Here is a 17,214-nt window from a genome sequence, read left to right on the forward strand (position 1 = left end):
ACCTGCGACGGCACACGGACTGCCTTCCGGCACTGCATGAGCCGTTGCTTCATCTTACGCGTTGGTGCCGCCGGTGTGTGACCGGCGGCACCCAATTTGGCGCTTGCCAGCCGTGATTAGGCGGGCAGGATCAGCTTCGATGCACCGGTGCGGGCAGCGTCGAAACGGGCTGCGACGTCGGCCCAGTTGACGATGTTCCAGAATGCCTTGACGTAGTCAGCCTTGACGTTGACGTAGTCCAGGTAGAAGGCGTGCTCCCACATATCCAGCATCAGCAGCGGAATGGTCCCAACGGGGATGTTGCCCTGCTGGTCGTAGAGCTGCTCGATGACCAGGTTGCCGCCGAGGGGCTCGTAGGCCAGGATGGCCCAGCCGGAGCCCTGCAGCGAGTTCGCTGCCGCCGTGAACTGGCCGCGGAAGGCATCGAAGGAACCGAAGAAGTCATCGATTGCCGCTGCCAGCTCGCCGACAGGCTTGTCGCCGCCTTCCGGAGAGAGGTTGTTCCAGAAGATGGAGTGGTTCGTGTGTCCACCGAGGTGGAACGCGAGGTCCTTGGAGAGCTTCGGGATGGTGCCGAACTCACCCTTTTCCCGGGCTTCTGCCATCTGCGCGAGGGCGGTGTTGGCGCCGGCAACATACGTTGCGTGGTGCTTGCTGTGATGCAGTTCCATGATGCGCGCAGAGATGTGCGGTTCCAGCGCAGCGTAGTCGTACGGCAGCTCAGGCAGTGTGTATTCGTTCACGAAAATCCTCCGTTGATTGTCGGATCCATTTATCCGGACGGCTTTTCCATCCGGAAGCTCATCGGGCTGAACAAGTCAGCACCCTTAGCCCATCCTATGCGGCTGGCTACTGGTCAAGCATTTCAGGGGTCACATTGGCCTCGGTGCCGGGGATCCCCAGTTCACCGGCGCGTTTGTCGGCCATGGCCAAAAGACGGCGGATCCGGCCGGCAATGGCGTCCTTCGTCATCGGAGGGTCGGCCAGGCGTCCCAGTTCGTCCAGGCTGGCCTGTTTGTGTCCCACCCGCAGTTCACCGGCATAGCGCAGGTGTTCGGGGACATCTTCCCCGAGGATCTCCAGTGCGCGCTCCACGCGGGCGCCGGCGGCTACGGCCGCCTGGGCCGAACGGCGCAGATTCGCGTCGTCGAAGTTAGCCAGGCGGTTGGCGGTGGCACGGACTTCCTTGCGCATGCGCCGCTCTTCCCAGACCATGAGGGCGTCGTGCGCACCCATGCGGGTCAGCAGGGCGGCAATCGTGTCCCCGTCCCGGATCACCACGCGGTCTACTCCGCGGACTTCGCGGGCCTTGGCTGCGATGCCGATCCGGCGGGCGGCGCCCACCAGGGCCAGGGCAGCCTCCGGTCCGGGGCAGGTGACTTCCAGTGAAGAGGAACGTCCGGGTTCAGTCAGGGAGCCATGGGCCAGGAATGCCCCGCGCCAGACTGCCTCGGCGTCCGCGGCGGAACCATTCACGACGACGGAGGGCAGTCCGCGGACCGGCCGCCCCCGGGCATCCAGGAGGCCGGTTTGGCGGGCCAGGGACTCTCCGTCCTTCACGACCCGCACCACGTAGAGGTTTCCGCGCCGCAGACCCGAGCCCGTCACCACAACGATGTCACTCGCGTGTCCGTAGACCTCGGCAATCGCGGCACGCAGCCGCCGGGCCGTCGATGCGAGGTCAACCTCGGCCTCGATGACGATGCGGCCCGAAATGACGTGAAGACCTCCTGCAAAGCGCAGCATTGCCGAAACTTCGGCTTTTCGAACTGAGGACTTTTTCACGGTCAGACGTGAGAGTTCCTCTTTGACTGCAGCAGTCAGCGCCACAAATACACTCCTAGCTTTCCCCGAAAATATCGTGATAGGCGGCTGCCAGACGCAGCGGATCATGGATCGGCCGTCCGGCCGCTGCCCCTACCTTACCGAAGACCGGCCGTGCCCCCATTTCGGCTGCCGCCGCGGCGAAGGCCTCCCGGTCTTCGACCACCGCCGGGTCAGCCAGCACAACGTCCACCTTGAATCCGGGGGCATAGCGGCGGATCACCTGGAGATGGTCGACGGCGGTCATGCCGGCGGTCTCCTTGGTCTCGTTGCTCAGGTTCATGGTCAGGCAGCGCCGGGCCTTGGTTGCGCAGAGGGCCTCCCGCATTTCCGGAAGCAGCAGGTGCGGCAGGACGGAGGTGTACCAGGAGCCAGGGCCCAGGATCACCCAGTCCGCGCGGCGGATTGCGGAGACTGCCTCCGTGCAGGCCGGCGCATCAGGCGGAAGCAGCCGGACGTTGAGGACGTTGGAGAGCGTTCCGGCGACGGCCAGTTCCGCCTGCCCGGTGACGGTTTCGTGCCGGAGCCCGGCGCCGGTCATACGAAGGACGTCGCCTTCGATGGTCAGCGGTACCGTGGACATTGGCAGCACCTGGCCCCGGGCACCAAGCAGCGCGCCGGCCCATTGGAGCCCCGCGACAGGATCGCCGAGCAGCTCCCAGAGGGTGACGATCAGCAGGTTGCCCAGCGCATGGTTGTCCAGGGCGCCGTCGCCTCCCGGACGGGAATGGAAGCGGTGCTGCATAACATCGCGCCAGGTGCGCCCCCAGTCAGTGTCGTCGCAGAGTGCTGACAGGGCCATCCGCAGATCGCCGGGCGGCAGTACATCGAGTTCATCGCGGAGCCGGCCGGAGGAACCTCCGTTGTCAGCAACGGTGACGACGGCGGTCAGGTCGGTGGTGAGCAGCCGCAAGGCGGAAAGGGACGCGGACAAGCCGTGCCCGCCGCCCAGAGCCACAACCGCCGGGGTCTGGCCTCCTCCCGGGGGCCGGAGGGAGCCGCCGTCGGGGAGGATGGGGATGGGGCCGGTGAGAAATCCCACCTACTCGCGCCCAAGGTCGCGGTGGTGGGAGCTGACGGTCACGTGCGGCAGCTTTGCCAGGCGCTTGGCCAGTTCCTCGGTGACGGCGACCGAGCGGTGCTTCCCTCCGGTGCAGCCGACGGCGATCGTGGCGTAGTGCTTGTTTTCCCGGCGGTATCCGTCGATGACCGGCACCAGTGCGTCCACGTAGCGGTCCAGGAACTCCGCCGTGCCCTGGGCACCCAGGACGTAGTCCCGGACCTCGGCGTCCTGGCCGGTGTGCGGACGAAGCTGCGGAACCCAGTGCGGGTTGGGGATGAACCGGACGTCTGCCACGAAGTTGGCGTCCACCGGAAGACCGTACTTGAACCCGAAGCTCATGACGTTCAGGCGCAGCACGATCGGGCCGTGTTCGGTGAACAGTTCGGTGATGGTGGTGGCCAGGGCATGGACGTTGAGTTTGGAGGTGTCCACGATGACGTCCGAGGCATCGCGCAGCTCACGCAGGACGTCGCGCTCAGCAGCGATTCCCTCAAGGATCCGGCCGTCTTCCTGCAGCGGGTGCGGACGGCGGCCGCTTTCAAAGCGCTGGACCAGGGCCTGGTCCGAGGCTTCCAGGAACAGCATCCGGTAGGTGACGCCGGCAGCACGGAGGTTGCCCAGGGCCTCCCGGATGTCCTGGAAGAGTTCCTTGCTTCGGACATCGATCACCACGGCCAGCTTGGGGATTGAATGCGGCATCCTCGACACGAGTTCGGTAAGCGTACCGAGCATCAACGGCGGAAGGTTTTCCACGACGTACCAGCCGTGGTCTTCGAGGGCGTTGGCTGCGGTGGTTCGCCCGGCACCGGACATGCCGGTGACAACCAGCAGTTCGGACTCGGCAGGCTTGACGCTTTGCAGCCCGTCCACTTCTGTCATGTTCTTCTGTGTCCCGTCAGTCAGCCAACTATTGCCCGTGCCTGTTTTCCCCGCAGTGCCCTTGCGGCGCCGCAGGCCGGAACGGCACATTGGGCCGCCGTGCACCGGCTGTCCCAAGCCTAGCTAAGATTCGATGATTTCGCCGGTGGCCATGTTGACGGCCGGCGCTGTCTCCGCGCCGCTGCCGGCCAGGGAAGACTGGATCACTGAAGCCATTGCCGGGCCGATGCCGGGCACCTCCATCAACTCGCCGGTGGTTGCCTGCTTAAGCCTGCGCACTGAACCGAAGTGCTTAATCAGGGCTTTCTGCTTGGCCGGACCCAGGCCCGGGACGCTGTCCAGAGCCGAGGCGGTCATGGACTTGCCCCGCTTCTGACGGTGGAAGGTGATGGCAAAGCGGTGTGCTTCATCCCGGATGCGCTGGAGCAGGAACAGCGCTTCGGAGGAACGGGGCAGGATGACGGGGAAGTCGCTCTCCGGCACCCAGACCTCCTCCAGCCGCTTGGCCAGTCCCACCACGTAAACGTCGGTGATGCCCAGGTCCGCAAGTGCCCGGGACGCGGCGGTGACCTGGGGCTTGCCGCCGTCGACCACCACCAGGTTGGGCGGATAGGCAAACTTTGCCTTCGGCGCCGCCGTCAGGGTATCTGCCACCGGCCCGCCGGAAGGAACGGACTCCGGGTCCGCTGCCGTCCCCGGAGCCGTACCGGAATCGGCGTCGGGAACCGCAGCGGCCGGGTCGAAGTTATCCGCCAGGTAGTGCTTGAACCGCCGGGAGATGACGTCATACATGGACGCGGTGTCGTCGCGGGCGGCATCGCCGGTGATGGAGAAGCGGCGGTAGTCGGATTTCTTCATGAGGCCGTCCTCCGCCACCACCATGGACGCCACCACGTTGGTGCCCTGCACGTGGGAGATGTCGTAGCACTCGATCCGCAGCAGCGGTACCGGGATTTCCAGGGCTTCCTGGAGCTCGGACAGGGCGGCGGAACGTGTGGTCAGGTCTCCGGCCCGCCGGCTCTTGTGCAGCCGCATGGCGTCCTCGGCGTTCCGGGTGACAGTTTCCATCAGCGCCTTTTTATCCCCGCGCTGGGGAACTGAGATCTTCACCTTGGAGCCGCGCAGTCCGCGCAGCCAGACCTGGAGCTCCTCTGCGTTCTCCGGCAGGACCGGAACCAGCACCCTGCGCGGAATCCGATCCGCCATGGCTGCCTCGCCGTAGACCTGCTGCAGCAGGTGCTCAATGATGTCGCCGGTGTCCATGTCCTCGACCTTTTCCACTACCCAGCCGCGCTGGCCGCGGATCCGGCCGCCGCGGACGTGGAAAACCTGGACCGAAGCTTCCAGCTCGTCCTGGACCAGGCCGAAGATATCGGCGTCGGTGTCCTCGGACAGGACAACGGAGTTGCGTTCGAAGACCTTCCGCAGGGCGGAGATGTCATCGCGGATGCGGGCTGCTGACTCATAGTCCAGCTCAGCGACGGCATGCTGCATCTGCTTTTCCAGATCCTGGATGAAGCGTTTGCTGTCCCCCGACATAAAGGCGCACAGCTCGGAGGCCAGGGCACGGTGGTCTTCGGGACTGATCCGCCCAACGCACGGTGCGGAACACTTGTCGATATAGCCGAGCAGACAGGGACGTCCGGTGCGTTCGGCCCGTTTGAACACTCCGGCACTGCAGGTGCGGACCGGAAAGACCCGCAACAGGGTGTCGAGGGTTTCCCGGATTGCCTTGGCCGGGTAGAACGGTCCGAAGTAGCGGGTGTCTTTCCGGCGGTCACCGCGCATCACCTGGGCACGGGGATACTTCTCCCCCATGGTGACGGCAAGGTACGGGTAGGACTTGTCATCCCGGAACATGATGTTGAACCGAGGGCTGAATTCCTTGATCCAGGTGTACTCGAGCTGCAGAGCCTCCAGCTCGGTGCCGACAACCGTCCACTCCACACTGGTGGCGGTAAAAACCATGGCGCGGGTTTTGGGCAGCAGCTGCCGCGGGCTGGCGAAATAGGAATTCAGCCGGGAGCGCAGGTTCTTGGCCTTGCCCACGTAAATAACCCGGCGGTGCTCATCACGGAACCGGTACACGCCGGGTTCCGTCGGAATTTCCCCGGGCCGGGGCCGGTAAGTTGCTGGATCTGCCACTTTCCCATCCTAAGGCGGGTGCCGGCCCGCCGCCGGTCGCCCGCAGCCGGTTTCGCCGCCCGCTAAAAGCGTGCAGATACGGACAGCGCCGGGTGGGGTGGGGCGGGGCGCGGGGCGGGCGGGGCGGGCTGCCGGTGGGGCGGGCTGGGGTCGGGTGGGATGCCGGTCGGGCGGGTCGGGCTGCCGGTCGGGCGGGGCGCGGGGCGGGTGGGGTGCCGGTCGGGCGGGTCAGGTTCGGGTGTCCGCCCGACGGCGACACGGGTTCCCACTGTTTGTAGCCTCCCGTGACTGGTGGGGTCACACGAGCCACACCCGTACACAAAGACTGGGAACCCGTGTCGGCCCAACCGGTCGGCCCGGCCCTATTCCACTGAGTGTGCACAGTCGCAGCGCCTGCCCCGCGACCCGGGGCCCAGGGCCGGGCACAAGCCGAGTCCGGACCGCAACGCTCAACGCACAGCGCGCGGCTGCACGACCACAGTTCCCACCGAGTGCGCCCAGTGGGGCGGGTGGGGTCACATCAGCCCCACCGGACACAAAGACTGGGAACCGTGGGACTGGACCGCAGCTGCATCCCCCGCCTAACCTCCTGGGCACTGGGGTCCGCCCGACGGCAACACGGGTTCCCACTGTTTGTAGCCTCCCGTGACTGGTGGGTCACACGAGCCACACCCGTACACAAAGACTGGGAACCCGTGTCGGCCCAACCGGTCGGCCCGGCCCTTTTCCACTGAGTGTGCGCAGTCGCGGCGCCTGCCCCAGCGACCCGGGGCCCGGCAGGAGCCGAGTCCGGACCGCAACGCTCAACGCTCAACGCACAGCGCGCGACTGCACGACCACAGTTCCCACCGAGTGCGTCCAGTGGGGCGGATGGGGTCACATCAGCCCCACCGGACACAAAGACTGGGAACCGTGGGACTGGACCGCAGCTGCATCCCCCGCCTGACCCCCTAGGCCCCGGGGTCCGCCCGACGGCGACACAGGTTCCCACTGTTTGTAGCCTCCCGTGACTGGTGGGGTCACACGAGCCACACCCGTCACGAAGACTGGGAAAACTGGGAAACCGGGAAACTCAGCGGCTGGATTGGAAACCGCGCGGTTTCGACAGCCGCGGCTCAGGCGCCGTCGGGCTTGTTCTGGTTGTAGGCGCTGGCGCGCTCCTGGCCGGAGAGCTCGGCAATCGCATCCATGACCTGGTCCGTGACCCGCCGCCGCTCCGGCAGGGCATGCCCGGGTCCGGTCTTCTGGAAGTACAGCGGGCGGCCCACAGACATGGTGAAAGGCCGCGGTTTGATCCATTTTTTGCCCGCCGGCTGCAGCCGCTCCGTGCCGATCAGGCCAACGGGGACCACGGGAGCGCCGGAGGTCAGCGCCAGCCAGCCGACGCCGGTGCGGCCGCGGTAGAGCAGGCCGTCACGGGAACGGGTTCCTTCGGGATAGATGCCGATTCCCCCGCCGGTTTCGAGCACATCGAGGAGGGACTTCAGGGCGGCGACGCTGGCTGCCTGCTGTCCGCGCTCGACCGGGATGGACCCGACGCTTTCGAAAAAGCTGCGCATGGCCGCGCCTTTAAGCCCGGGAGTGGTGAAGTACTCCGCCTTGGCGAAGAACCCAACCCGGCGCGGCATCAAAGCCTGGATAAGGACGCTGTCGAGGAAGGACAGGTGGTTGGAGGCCACGATGAAAGGGCCCGACGTCGGGACGTTCTCCAGCCCCGTGAGGGTGGGCCGGCAGAGGCTGATGAGACCGCGGGTACTGGAGCGGGTGAGGTCATAGAGCGCCATGCGCACCTGCCAGACCGGCTGCCTCCGCGACCGCGGCCTTCAACTGCCGGGCTGAGCTCACGACGGCGGCAGCCCCCGCGGCTTCCAGCTCGCCTTCGGCGGCAAAACCCCACGAAACACCGATACACGGAATCTTGTTGGCGGCTGCACCGTGCACGTCATGCTGGCGGTCCCCCACCATGACCGCTGCGGAATACTTTCCTGCGTGCCGGTCCAGGGCAGCCCGGATGATGGAGATCTTGCCGTCGCTGGCTGCGGTCCGCTCATCTGCGGGGGAACCATGGACGGAGGAGAACAGGTCATCCAGCTTTTGGATGCCGAGGAGTTCCTTGGCGGTGGGCTCGGGTTTCTGGGTCGCGACGGCAACGATGCAGCCGGCGTCCCGCAGCTCCTGAACCGCGGCCCGGATCCCCGGGTAGGGGCGGCTGGCTGCCATGCCGGTCTCACGGTACCCGGCACGGTACCGGGCAATCACATCGTCGAGCTGCGCGGCGGGAACACCCGCAATGCGGGTTAGGGACTCCGCCAGCGGCGGCCCGACCATCTGCTGGAGATCCGCTTCGGCCGGCACGGGCAGGCCGGAGGCGGAGAGGGCGGCGCTGATACCGCCGGTTATGCTGCCGGCGGGGTCCACGAGGGTGCCATCAAGATCAAACAGGACCAGTTGCCGGAGTTCTATCACCGGGCAAGTTTCCCACACACCCGCGCCGGTACGAAAAATGCATAACGCAACGGGAATATGTCGCCCGGCTTTTCAGGGGCCGGCTGCCACCGGCCCCCGTCCATCCAGCCTGGGTCAGGGGAGAATTTCCGCCAGGAAACGGCCGGTGTGGCTCGCCGGGGTCTTGGCGACTTTTTCCGGTGTGCCGGAGGCGACAACCTGCCCGCCGCCGGTTCCGCCGTCGGGTCCCAGATCGATGATCCAGTCCGCGCTCTTGATGACGTCGAGGTTGTGCTCGATCGTGATCACCGTGTTGCCCTTGTCCACCAGGCCTTGGAGCACCATCAGCAGCTTGCGCACGTCTTCGAAGTGCAGGCCGGTGGTAGGTTCATCCAGCACGTACGCACTGCGGCCGTTGGACCGCTTCTGCAGTTCCGCGGCAAGCTTGACCCGCTGGGCCTCGCCGCCGGAGAGGGTGGTGGCGGGCTGGCCGAGCCGGACGTACCCCAGACCGACATCCACCAGGGTGTTCAGGTGGCGGGCGATCGGGCTGAAGGCAGCGAAGAACTCCGCGGCTTCGGCGATCGGCATGTCCAGGACCTCGGCAATGTTCTTGCCCTTGTAGTGGACTTCCAGGGTTTCCCGGTTGAAGCGGGCGCCGTGGCAGACCTCGCACGGGACGTAGACGTCCGGCAGGAAGTTCATCTCGATCTTCAAGGTGCCGTCGCCGTGGCAGGCCTCGCAGCGTCCGCCCTTGACATTGAAGGAGAACCGGCCGGGGAGGTAACCGCGCACCTTGGCCTCGTTGGTCTCCGCGAACAGTTTCCGGATGTGGTCGAACACGCCGGTGTAGGTGGCCGCGTTGGAGCGCGGGGTGCGTCCGATCGGGCTCTGGTCGACGTGGATGACCTTGTCCAGGTGTTCCAGGCCGTCCACCCGGGTATGACGACCGGCCACGTGCTTGGCGCCGTTCAGCTTGCTGGCGAGGACCCGGTACAGGATGTCGTTGATGAGCGTGGACTTACCCGAGCCGCTCACGCCGGTAACCGCAGTAAAGACGCCCAGCGGAATGCTGACATCGAGGTTGCGCAGGTTGTTCTCCCGCGCGCCGACGATTTTCAGCTGCCGGGCCTTGTCGATCTTGCGGCGCTTGGCCGGAATCTCGATCTTGCGGCGCCCGGAGAGGTAGTCACCGGTGAGCGACCTGGTGTTGGTCAGCAGTTCGGACAACGGGCCGGAGTGCACGATTTCACCGCCGGCCTCCCCCGCGCCGGGTCCGACGTCGACAACCCAGTCGGCTTCGTGGATGGTGTCTTCGTCGTGCTCGACGACTATCAGCGTGTTGCCGAGGTTGCGCAGCCGGGCCAGGGTCTCAATCAGCCGGCGGTTATCCCGCTGGTGCAGTCCAATGGACGGTTCATCCAGGACGTAAAGCACTCCGACCAGTCCGGAGCCGATCTGGGTGGCAAGCCGGATTCGCTGTGCTTCGCCGCCGGAGAGAGTGGCCGCCGGACGGTCCAGGCTCAGGTAGTCCAGGCCGACGTCGAGGAGGAAGGTCAGGCGGGCCTGGATCTCCTTGAGGACCTGCTCGCCGATCTTCGCTTCGCGCGTGGTCAGCACCAGGTTCTCGAAGAACGCAGCGGCCTCGCGCAGCGGCATCCTGCTGGCTTCGGCGATGTTCCGGCCGTTGATCAGCACGGAAAGCGAGGCAGGGTTCAGCCGGGCACCGCCGCATTCCGGGCACGGGATTTCCCGCATGTACTCCTCGTAGCGGTCCCGCGAACTCTCGGACTCGGTCTCCTGGTGCTTGCGCTTGATGTAGCCGATCACACCCTCGAAGCCGGTGCTGTACTTCCGTTCGCGGCCGAACCGGTTTTTGTACTGGACAACGACCTTGTGGTCCTTGCCGTGCAGCACGGCCTCACGGGCCTTCGCCGGCAGCTTCTTCCACGGCACGTCCATGGAGAAGCCCATGTCCTTGGCCAGTCCGTCCAGCAGCCGGTTCCAGTATTCGGTGGTGGCCGTGCCCATCGACCAGGGTGCGATCGCGCCGGCGGCGAGGCTCAGGTTCGGATTGGGCACAACCAGCTCTTCGTCCACTTCCAGCCGTGAGCCGATGCCGGTGCAGACGGGGCAGGCGCCGAAGGGGTTGTTGAAGGAAAAGGACCGCGGCTCAATCTCGTCGATCGCCAGCGGGTGTTCGTTCGGGCAGGCGAGGTGCTCCGAGAAGGTGCGGACCCGCTCCGGGCTGCCTTCCTCGGCGTCCACGAAGTCCGCCAGGACCCGGCCGTCGGCCAGCCCCAGGGCGGTCTCCACCGAATCGGTGAGCCGCTGCCGGATGCCGTCCTTGGCGACCAGGCGGTCAATCACAACCTCGATGGTGTGCTTGTACTGCTTACCCAGTTTGGGCGGATCGGAGAGCTGGACCAGCTTGCCGTCCACCTTGGCCCGGGAGTAGCCCTTGGCTGCCAGATCCTTGAACAGGTCGACGAACTCGCCCTTGCGGCCACGGACCACCGGCGCCAGGATCTGGTAGCGGGTCCCTTCCTCGAGTTCGAGGAGCTGGTCAGTGATCTGCTGCGGAGTCTGCCGGCTGACCGGTTCCCCGCAGACGGGACAGAACGGAGTGCCCACGCGAGCCCAGAGCAGGCGCATGTAGTCATGGATCTCGGTGATTGTGCCGACAGTGGACCGCGGGTTCTTGCTGGTCGACTTCTGGTCGATGGACACCGCAGGCGAAAGGCCTTCGATGAAGTCGACGTCGGGCTTGTCCACCTGGCCGAGGAACATGCGGGCATAGGAAGACAGGGATTCCACGTAACGGCGCTGGCCTTCGGCGAAGATCGTGTCGAACGCCAGGGAGGACTTGCCTGAACCCGAGAGGCCCGTGAAAACGATCATCGCGTCCCGGGGCAGCTCCAGGTCGACATTGCGCAGGTTGTGCTCCCGGGCGCCCTTAACGATCAGGCGCGAAAGATCGCCGCCATGGTTCGGTGTTTGGCCAGGGGAGAGTGAAGTCGCGGTAGACACGCTTTCCACTGTAGAACAATCTGAACTCGAACATGTATTCGATGAAGGCTGTGTTCACCCCTGGCGTAGGGCTGCCTCAATGTAGGACAGTGCTGTCTTCTCATCCACGCCGTTGGCTTTGACTGTGTGAGCAAAAACCCGGGCTGCTTCGGCCACGCGGCGCCGCCCGTTGTCCCCCGCCGCGGCTATGACCGTACCGGCCCGGGAACGGGTGGTAACGACTTCGGCCTGCTCCAGCTCGCGGTAGGCCCGGGCCACCGTATTTACCGCCAGGCCCAGCTGCGCTGCCAGGGCACGGACGGGAGGGAGGCGGGTGCCGACGGCCAGGCTGCCGTCGTTGGCGGCGTCAAGGATCTGCAGGCGGAGCTGCTCGTACGGCGGCACCGAACTTGATCCGTCGATCCGTACCCAGGAGAGCACGCCGTCGTCCATGCCACCGCTTTCTGTTGTGCTGCGGAGGCTGCGCGCCGCAGGTGTTGGAAGTCCCCTCAATCTTGCCATGTGCGGGGCCCGTCCACGGCCTGAGGAGGCTATTCCGGCGGTTCGGCCGCGGTGGCGGGTTCGCTGAACTGGGACTGGTAGAGCCCGGCATAGAACCCGCCTGCCTCCAGCAGGGCCGCATGGGTGCCCTGCTCCACGATCCTTCCGTCCCGCACGGCCAGGATCACGTCCGCGTCACGGATCGTCGACAGGCGGTGGGCGATCACAAAGGATGTACGGGCTTCGCGCAGGGCATTCATGGCCTGCCGGATGGCTATTTCGGTGCGTGTATCCACTGAGCTGGTCGCTTCGTCCAGCACCAGGATCGATGGATTTGCCAGCCAGGCACGGGCGATGGTGATCAGCTGCCGCTGCCCCTGGCTCAGGGAGCCGCCTTCCGCGGTCAGGACCGTGTCATAACCCTCCGGCAGCGACCGGACGAAGTGGTCCACATAGGTGGCCTTGGCCGCGGCCATGATCTGTTCCTCCGTGGCCCCGGGAGCCCCGTAGGCGAGGTTCTCGCGGATCGTTCCCTCAAAGAGCCAGGCGTCCTGGAGGACCATGCCAATACAGCGGCGCACATCGTCCCTGCGCATATCCATGGTGCTGACGCCGTCGATCGTGATCTCCCCGGAGTCGATGTCATAGAAGCGCATCAGGAGATTCACCAGAGTGGTCTTGCCGGCTCCCGTAGGACCGACGATCGCCACTGTCCGGCCGGGTTTGGCTTCGAAGGAGAGGTCCCGGATCAGCGGGGCCTCCGGCGTGTAGGAGAAGGAAACATTGCGGAATGCCACGTCTCCGCGGACCTGGCGCAGCACCACCGGGCGGGCGGGATCGGGGCTTTCCTCCCGGGAGTCGAGGAGGCCGAAGACGCGTTCGGCGGAGGCGACGCCGGACTGCAGCATGTTGATCAGTCCGCCCAGCTGCCCGAGCGGCTGGGAGAACTGCCGGCTGTACTGCACAAACGCCTGTACACCGCCGATCGACAGTGCCCCGCCGGCAACCTGGATCCCGCCCACGACGGCGACCGCCACGTAGTTCAGGTTCGAAATGAACATCATGACCGGCATGATGATCCCGGAGACAAACTGCGCGCGGAAGGTCGAGGAGTACAGCCGGTCATTCGCCGGCGCGAAACCCGCCACCACCCGTTCCTGCTGTCCAAAAGCCTTCACCACGTCCTGGCCGGTAAACATCTCCTCGATGTAGCCATTCACCTCGCCGGTGGTTTTCCACTGCGCCTTGAACTGCACCTGCGAGCGCCTGGCGATCAGGACGGTTACCAGAGCGGAGACCGGAACAGTGGCGACGGCTATCAGCGCCAGCAGCGGAGAGATCCACAGCATCATCCCCAGCACGCCCAGGATGGTCAGCACCGAGGTGATCACCTGGGTAATACTCTGCGAGAGCGTCTGGGCCAGGTTGTCGATGTCATTGGTGACCCGGCTCAGCACGTCCCCGCGGGACTCCCGGTGGAAATGGGACATCGGGAGGCGGAACAGCTTGGCATCCACGTCCCGCCGCAGCCGGTACATTGCGTTCTGCACAATCCGTGCCGTCACCCGTGCCTGGGCCCAGCCAAAGAAGAAGGAAGCCAGGTAAATAACCAGCACCCCCAGCAGCAGCGCCCCCAGGGCGCCGAAGTCGATCCCCTCGCCGGGAACGGCGTCCATGGCCGCGAGCATGTCCGCAAGCTGGTCCTCCCCCGAAGCGCGCAGGGCCGCCACCTGCGCTTCCTTGGGAACCCCCGGCTCCAGCGAGGCGCCGATCACGCCGTCGAAAATCACGTTCGTGGCGTCGCCCAGGACCTTGGGTGCGGTGACCGCGAGCGCCACGGAGACGACGGCGCAGACCGCCACCGCGGCGACCCGCCAGGTATCCGGGGACAGCAGCCGGAGCAGCCTCCCGGCGGAGGAAGCGAAATTGGCCGGTTTGGCCGCCGGAACCCCGCGGCCGGGCATGCTCACAGCGCCTCCTCAGGGGTGAGCTGGGATTCGACGATTTCCCGGTAGGTGGGGCTGGATTCCATGAGCTCGGCATGGCTGCCGGAACCGGCGATCCGCCCCTCCTCCAGGACGATGATCCGGGCAGCATCGGTGATGGTGTTGACCCGCTGCGCCACGACCAGCACGGTGGCATGGGCCGTGCGTTCCTTCAGGGCTGCGCGCAGCCGGGCGTCGGTGGCGAAGTCCAGGGCGGAGAAGCTGTCATCGAACAGGTAAATGGACGGTTGCACCACCAGTGCGCGGGCGATCGCCAGCCGCTGGCGCTGTCCGCCGGAGAAATTTGTGCCGCCCTGCTCCACGGCGTGGTCCAGCCCGCCCTCCGCTGCCCGCACGAATCCGGAGGCCTGCGCAATTTCCAGTGCCTCCCAGAGTTCCTCATCCGTGGCGCCGGGCTTGCCGAAGCGCAGGTTGGTCGCAATGGTGCCGGAGAACAGGTGCGCCCGCTGCGGCACCAGGCCGATGCCGGCGCGCAGGGAGTGCAGGGTGACGGCCGCCGTGTCCTGTCCATCGACGCTGATATTCCCCGCCGTGGGGTCCAGGAGCCGGGGAATGAGGTTGAGCAGAGTGGATTTACCGGCGCCCGTGGAGCCGATGACCGCCGTTGTCTGCCCGGGCAGCGCCTCGAAGCTGATCCCCTGCAGCACCGGGGCTTCGGCGCCCGGGTACGTGAAGCCCACGTCCCGGAACTCAAGCCGCCCGCCGTCGAACACCAGCTCCCGGGCATCCGGTGCGTCGCGGACGCTGGTACGCGTGTCCAGCACCTCATAGATCCGTTCGGCGCACACCGCGGCGCGGGGCAGCATCATGATCATGAACATGGACATCATCACGGCCATCAGGATCTGCATGATGTACGCGATGAAGGCGGTGAGTGCGCCGATCTGCATCTGCCCGGCGTCGATCCGGAAAGCACCGAACCACACGACCGCGACCGTGGCGGCATTCGCGACGAGCATGGCGGCCGGAAAGAGCAGCGCCAGGTACTGGGACACCCGCAGCTGCGTGCCGGTGAGATCCGAGTTGGCGCCGTCGAACCGCTGCTCCTCGGTGCGTTCCCGGACGAACGCCCGGATGACCGCAATCCCCATGATCTGTTCCCGCAGGACCCCGTTGACCCGGTCGATCTGCCGCTGCGCCCGGCGGAACAGCGGCACCAGCCGGCGCAGGATCAGGAGGATGATGACGAACAGCACCGGCAGGATCAGCAGCAGGATGCCGGAGAGGGGAATGTCCTGATTCAGTGCCAGCAGCACGCCGCCCACGCCCATGATCGGTGCCGAGACCATCATCGTCATGGTGAGCAGCAGGGACATCTGGACCTGCTGGACGTCATTGGTGGTGCGGGTGATCAGTGACGGCGCACCGAAGATCCCGACCTCGCGGCTGGAGAATGTCTCCACGTTGGTGAACAGGGCGGCGCGCACATTCCGGCCCACGCGCATGGCAGTGCGCGCCGAGTAGTAGGTCGCCGCAACGGAGCACACCACTTGAGCGGCCGTCACCGCCAGCATCCAGGCGCCAATCGACAGAATGGTCCCGGTGTCTCCCTGCACTACGCCGCGGTCAATGATGTCCGCATTGAGGGTGGGGAGGAACAGCGTCGCGGCGGTCTGCAGGAACTGCAGGACGACGACGGCGGCCACGGCACCCTTGAAGGGGGCCAGGTTTTCACGAACGAGCCGAACGAGCACGTATCCTCCCGGAACTGCCGGGCGGTCCGCCGGCATCATCCGAAACTACGCCCGTGACCCGAGCCGGGCAAGGGCGCCCCTGACACGCTCCCCGTGTGCACCCCGGGCACCCTGCAGGCCGTTTAGACTGGGCCGCATGTTGGATACGAAGAACGTCTCGATTAGAAGCGCGTCCGTGGGCTCAATGGACAACAACGTCTATGTGCTCACCGCAAAGAACTCGGGCACCCAGGTGCTGATTGATGCAGCGGATGATTTTCCGCGCATCCAGGCGCTGCTCGACGACGGAGCCGCCGATCTCTACGGCGGGCCTGCGGAGGCTGCCGTGCGGATGATCATCACCACCCACAGCCATCCCGATCACGTTCAGGCGCTCGCTGACGCCGTCGCGGCCACGGGAGCCCGCACCGCTGCCGGGACTGAGGATATCCCTGCGATCCCGGTGCCCACTGACGTGCCGCTGGCACACGGAAACGTGCTGGATTTCGACGGTTTCGACCTCGAAGTGATCAGCCTGCGCGGACACACCCCGGGATCCGTCGCCCTGCTCTACCGGGATCCGGAGGGGCCTGCCCACCTGTTTACCGGTGATTCGCTGTTCCCCGGCGGTCTTGGCAACACGCAGAAGGATCCGCAGAGGTTCAATTCCCTGTTCGCTGACGTATTCGAACGTATCTTCGAATACCTGCCGGATGACACGGTCGTCCACCCGGGCCACGGCTCCGGAACGACCCTTGGAGCGGAGCGTCCCCACCTGGCCGAGTGGAAGGAACGCGGCTGGTAAAGGGTTTTCCGGGAGCTGCGGGCCAGGGCTATTCCTTCCGCGCCACCATGAAGATGCGGCGGAACGGGAACACCGTGCCCCAGGACTTGGCCGGATACGCCCTCCGGAGCAGTTTGCCGTACTCCGCTTCAAATTCCGTGTACTCCTCAGCCGGCAGTGCAGCCATCACCGGACGCAGTGCCGTTCCCCGGACCCAGTCCAACACCGGGTCTTCCCCCGGGAGCACCTGCTGATAGCTGGTTTCCCAGACATCGGGGACAAACCCGGCGTCGAGGAGCAGCTCCAGGTACCGCTGCGGTTCAGTCACGGAGTCTTCGCCCCGCAGCACCCCGGCGAGCGCGGGACGCCAGCGCGGGGACTGGGCCAGGTCACGCATCAGGACGTGGGAGAGGCCGCCGAAGTTGCCGGGGACCTGGACGGCGATCCAGGAACCGGGATCGAGCTCCTTCGCCCAGCGTGCCAGCAGTCCTTCGTGTCCGGGGACCCACTGCAGGGCGGCGTTGGAGACACACACCCCGGGACCTGGCTGCGGCTCCCAGTCCTGGATGCTCCCCAGCGTGAAGGTGAGCTGCGGCGGGCCGCCGGCCATGGCACGCGCCTGGCGCACCATCTCCGGGGACGAATCCAGGCCCGTGACGGCGGCTCCGGGCCAGCGGTCGGCCAGGACAGCGGTCAACGCCCCGGTGCCGCAGCCCAGATCCACGGCCCACGCGGGGTCCGCGGCGCCGATCCTGGCCACCAGGTCGAAGAAAGGGCGGTCCCTGTGGGTGGAGAACTGCGTATACCGTGCCGGATCCCATCTCATGCCCGGGAGCCTAGCAGGCAGGGCCAGGCTGGCTGGGAGGGCCAAGCCGCGGAAACCCG

At 66.1% G+C, this 17,214-nt stretch carries 13 protein-coding genes; 1 reads left to right on the top strand and 12 read right to left on the bottom strand.

Features of this window, described 5'->3' with window-relative positions:
• Positions 1 to 116: 116 nt before the first annotated feature.
• The 11 genes from H9638_RS07940 to H9638_RS07990 all read right to left on the bottom strand — a co-directional run bounded on the left by H9638_RS07940 (position 117) and on the right by H9638_RS07990 (position 15,566).
• Positions 117 to 743 (bottom strand): superoxide dismutase, encoded by a 627-nt coding sequence (locus tag H9638_RS07940; RefSeq protein ID WP_191746655.1) that lies wholly within the window; start codon positions 741 to 743, stop codon positions 117 to 119.
• 106 nt (positions 744 to 849) lie between these two features.
• Entirely contained in the window at positions 850 to 1,830 is a 981-nt protein-coding gene (whiA, locus tag H9638_RS07945; RefSeq protein ID WP_191746656.1) for a DNA-binding protein WhiA, read from the bottom strand.
• Positions 1,831 to 1,840: 10 nt separating this feature from the next.
• Entirely contained in the window at positions 1,841 to 2,866 is a 1,026-nt protein-coding gene (locus H9638_RS07950; RefSeq protein WP_191746657.1) for a gluconeogenesis factor YvcK family protein, read from the bottom strand.
• Positions 2,867 to 3,766, bottom strand: a complete 900-nt coding sequence (gene rapZ / locus H9638_RS07955; RefSeq protein ID WP_191746658.1) for an RNase adapter RapZ — start codon at positions 3,764 to 3,766, stop codon at positions 2,867 to 2,869.
• 123 nt (positions 3,767 to 3,889) lie between these two features.
• The gene (gene uvrC, locus H9638_RS07960) at positions 3,890 to 5,911 is read right to left on the bottom strand and encodes an excinuclease ABC subunit UvrC (RefSeq protein WP_191746659.1); all 2,022 of its coding nucleotides are present in this window, start codon (positions 5,909 to 5,911) and stop codon (positions 3,890 to 3,892) included.
• Positions 5,912 to 7,026: 1,115 nt separating this feature from the next.
• Positions 7,027 to 7,695, bottom strand: a complete 669-nt coding sequence (locus tag H9638_RS07965; protein ID WP_191746660.1) for a lysophospholipid acyltransferase family protein — start codon at positions 7,693 to 7,695, stop codon at positions 7,027 to 7,029.
• Positions 7,682 to 8,377, bottom strand: a complete 696-nt coding sequence (locus H9638_RS07970; protein WP_191746661.1) for an HAD hydrolase-like protein — start codon at positions 8,375 to 8,377, stop codon at positions 7,682 to 7,684. The genes H9638_RS07965 and H9638_RS07970 overlap by 14 nt, the downstream gene beginning before the upstream one ends.
• A gap of 114 nt (positions 8,378 to 8,491) precedes the next feature.
• A complete protein-coding gene (gene uvrA, locus H9638_RS07975; protein WP_191746662.1) occupies positions 8,492 to 11,386 on the bottom strand; it encodes an excinuclease ABC subunit UvrA in 2,895 nt (964 codons plus the stop codon).
• Between the two features lie 54 nt (positions 11,387 to 11,440).
• Complete coding sequence (locus tag H9638_RS07980; RefSeq protein WP_191746663.1) at positions 11,441 to 11,818, bottom strand: GntR family transcriptional regulator; 378 nt, start codon at positions 11,816 to 11,818, stop codon at positions 11,441 to 11,443.
• Between the two features lie 98 nt (positions 11,819 to 11,916).
• Positions 11,917 to 13,830, bottom strand: a complete 1,914-nt coding sequence (locus tag H9638_RS07985) for an ABC transporter ATP-binding protein (RefSeq protein WP_191746845.1) — start codon at positions 13,828 to 13,830, stop codon at positions 11,917 to 11,919.
• Between the two features lie 2 nt (positions 13,831 to 13,832).
• Complete coding sequence (locus tag H9638_RS07990) at positions 13,833 to 15,566, bottom strand: ABC transporter ATP-binding protein (RefSeq protein WP_191746664.1); 1,734 nt, start codon at positions 15,564 to 15,566, stop codon at positions 13,833 to 13,835.
• 136 nt (positions 15,567 to 15,702) lie between these two features.
• Between H9638_RS07990 and H9638_RS07995 the strand changes: the two genes are divergently transcribed.
• Complete coding sequence (locus tag H9638_RS07995) at positions 15,703 to 16,350, top strand: MBL fold metallo-hydrolase (protein WP_191746665.1); 648 nt, start codon at positions 15,703 to 15,705, stop codon at positions 16,348 to 16,350.
• Positions 16,351 to 16,378: 28 nt separating this feature from the next.
• On the opposite strand, the gene H9638_RS08000 is transcribed toward H9638_RS07995, so the two are convergent.
• Entirely contained in the window at positions 16,379 to 17,155 is a 777-nt protein-coding gene (locus tag H9638_RS08000) for a trans-aconitate 2-methyltransferase (protein ID WP_191746666.1), read from the bottom strand.
• Between the last annotated feature and the right edge of the window lie 59 nt (positions 17,156 to 17,214).

The sequence above is a fragment of the Arthrobacter pullicola genome, assembly GCF_014836875.1.
GTDB lineage: Bacteria > Actinomycetota > Actinomycetes > Actinomycetales > Micrococcaceae > Arthrobacter_B > Arthrobacter_B pullicola.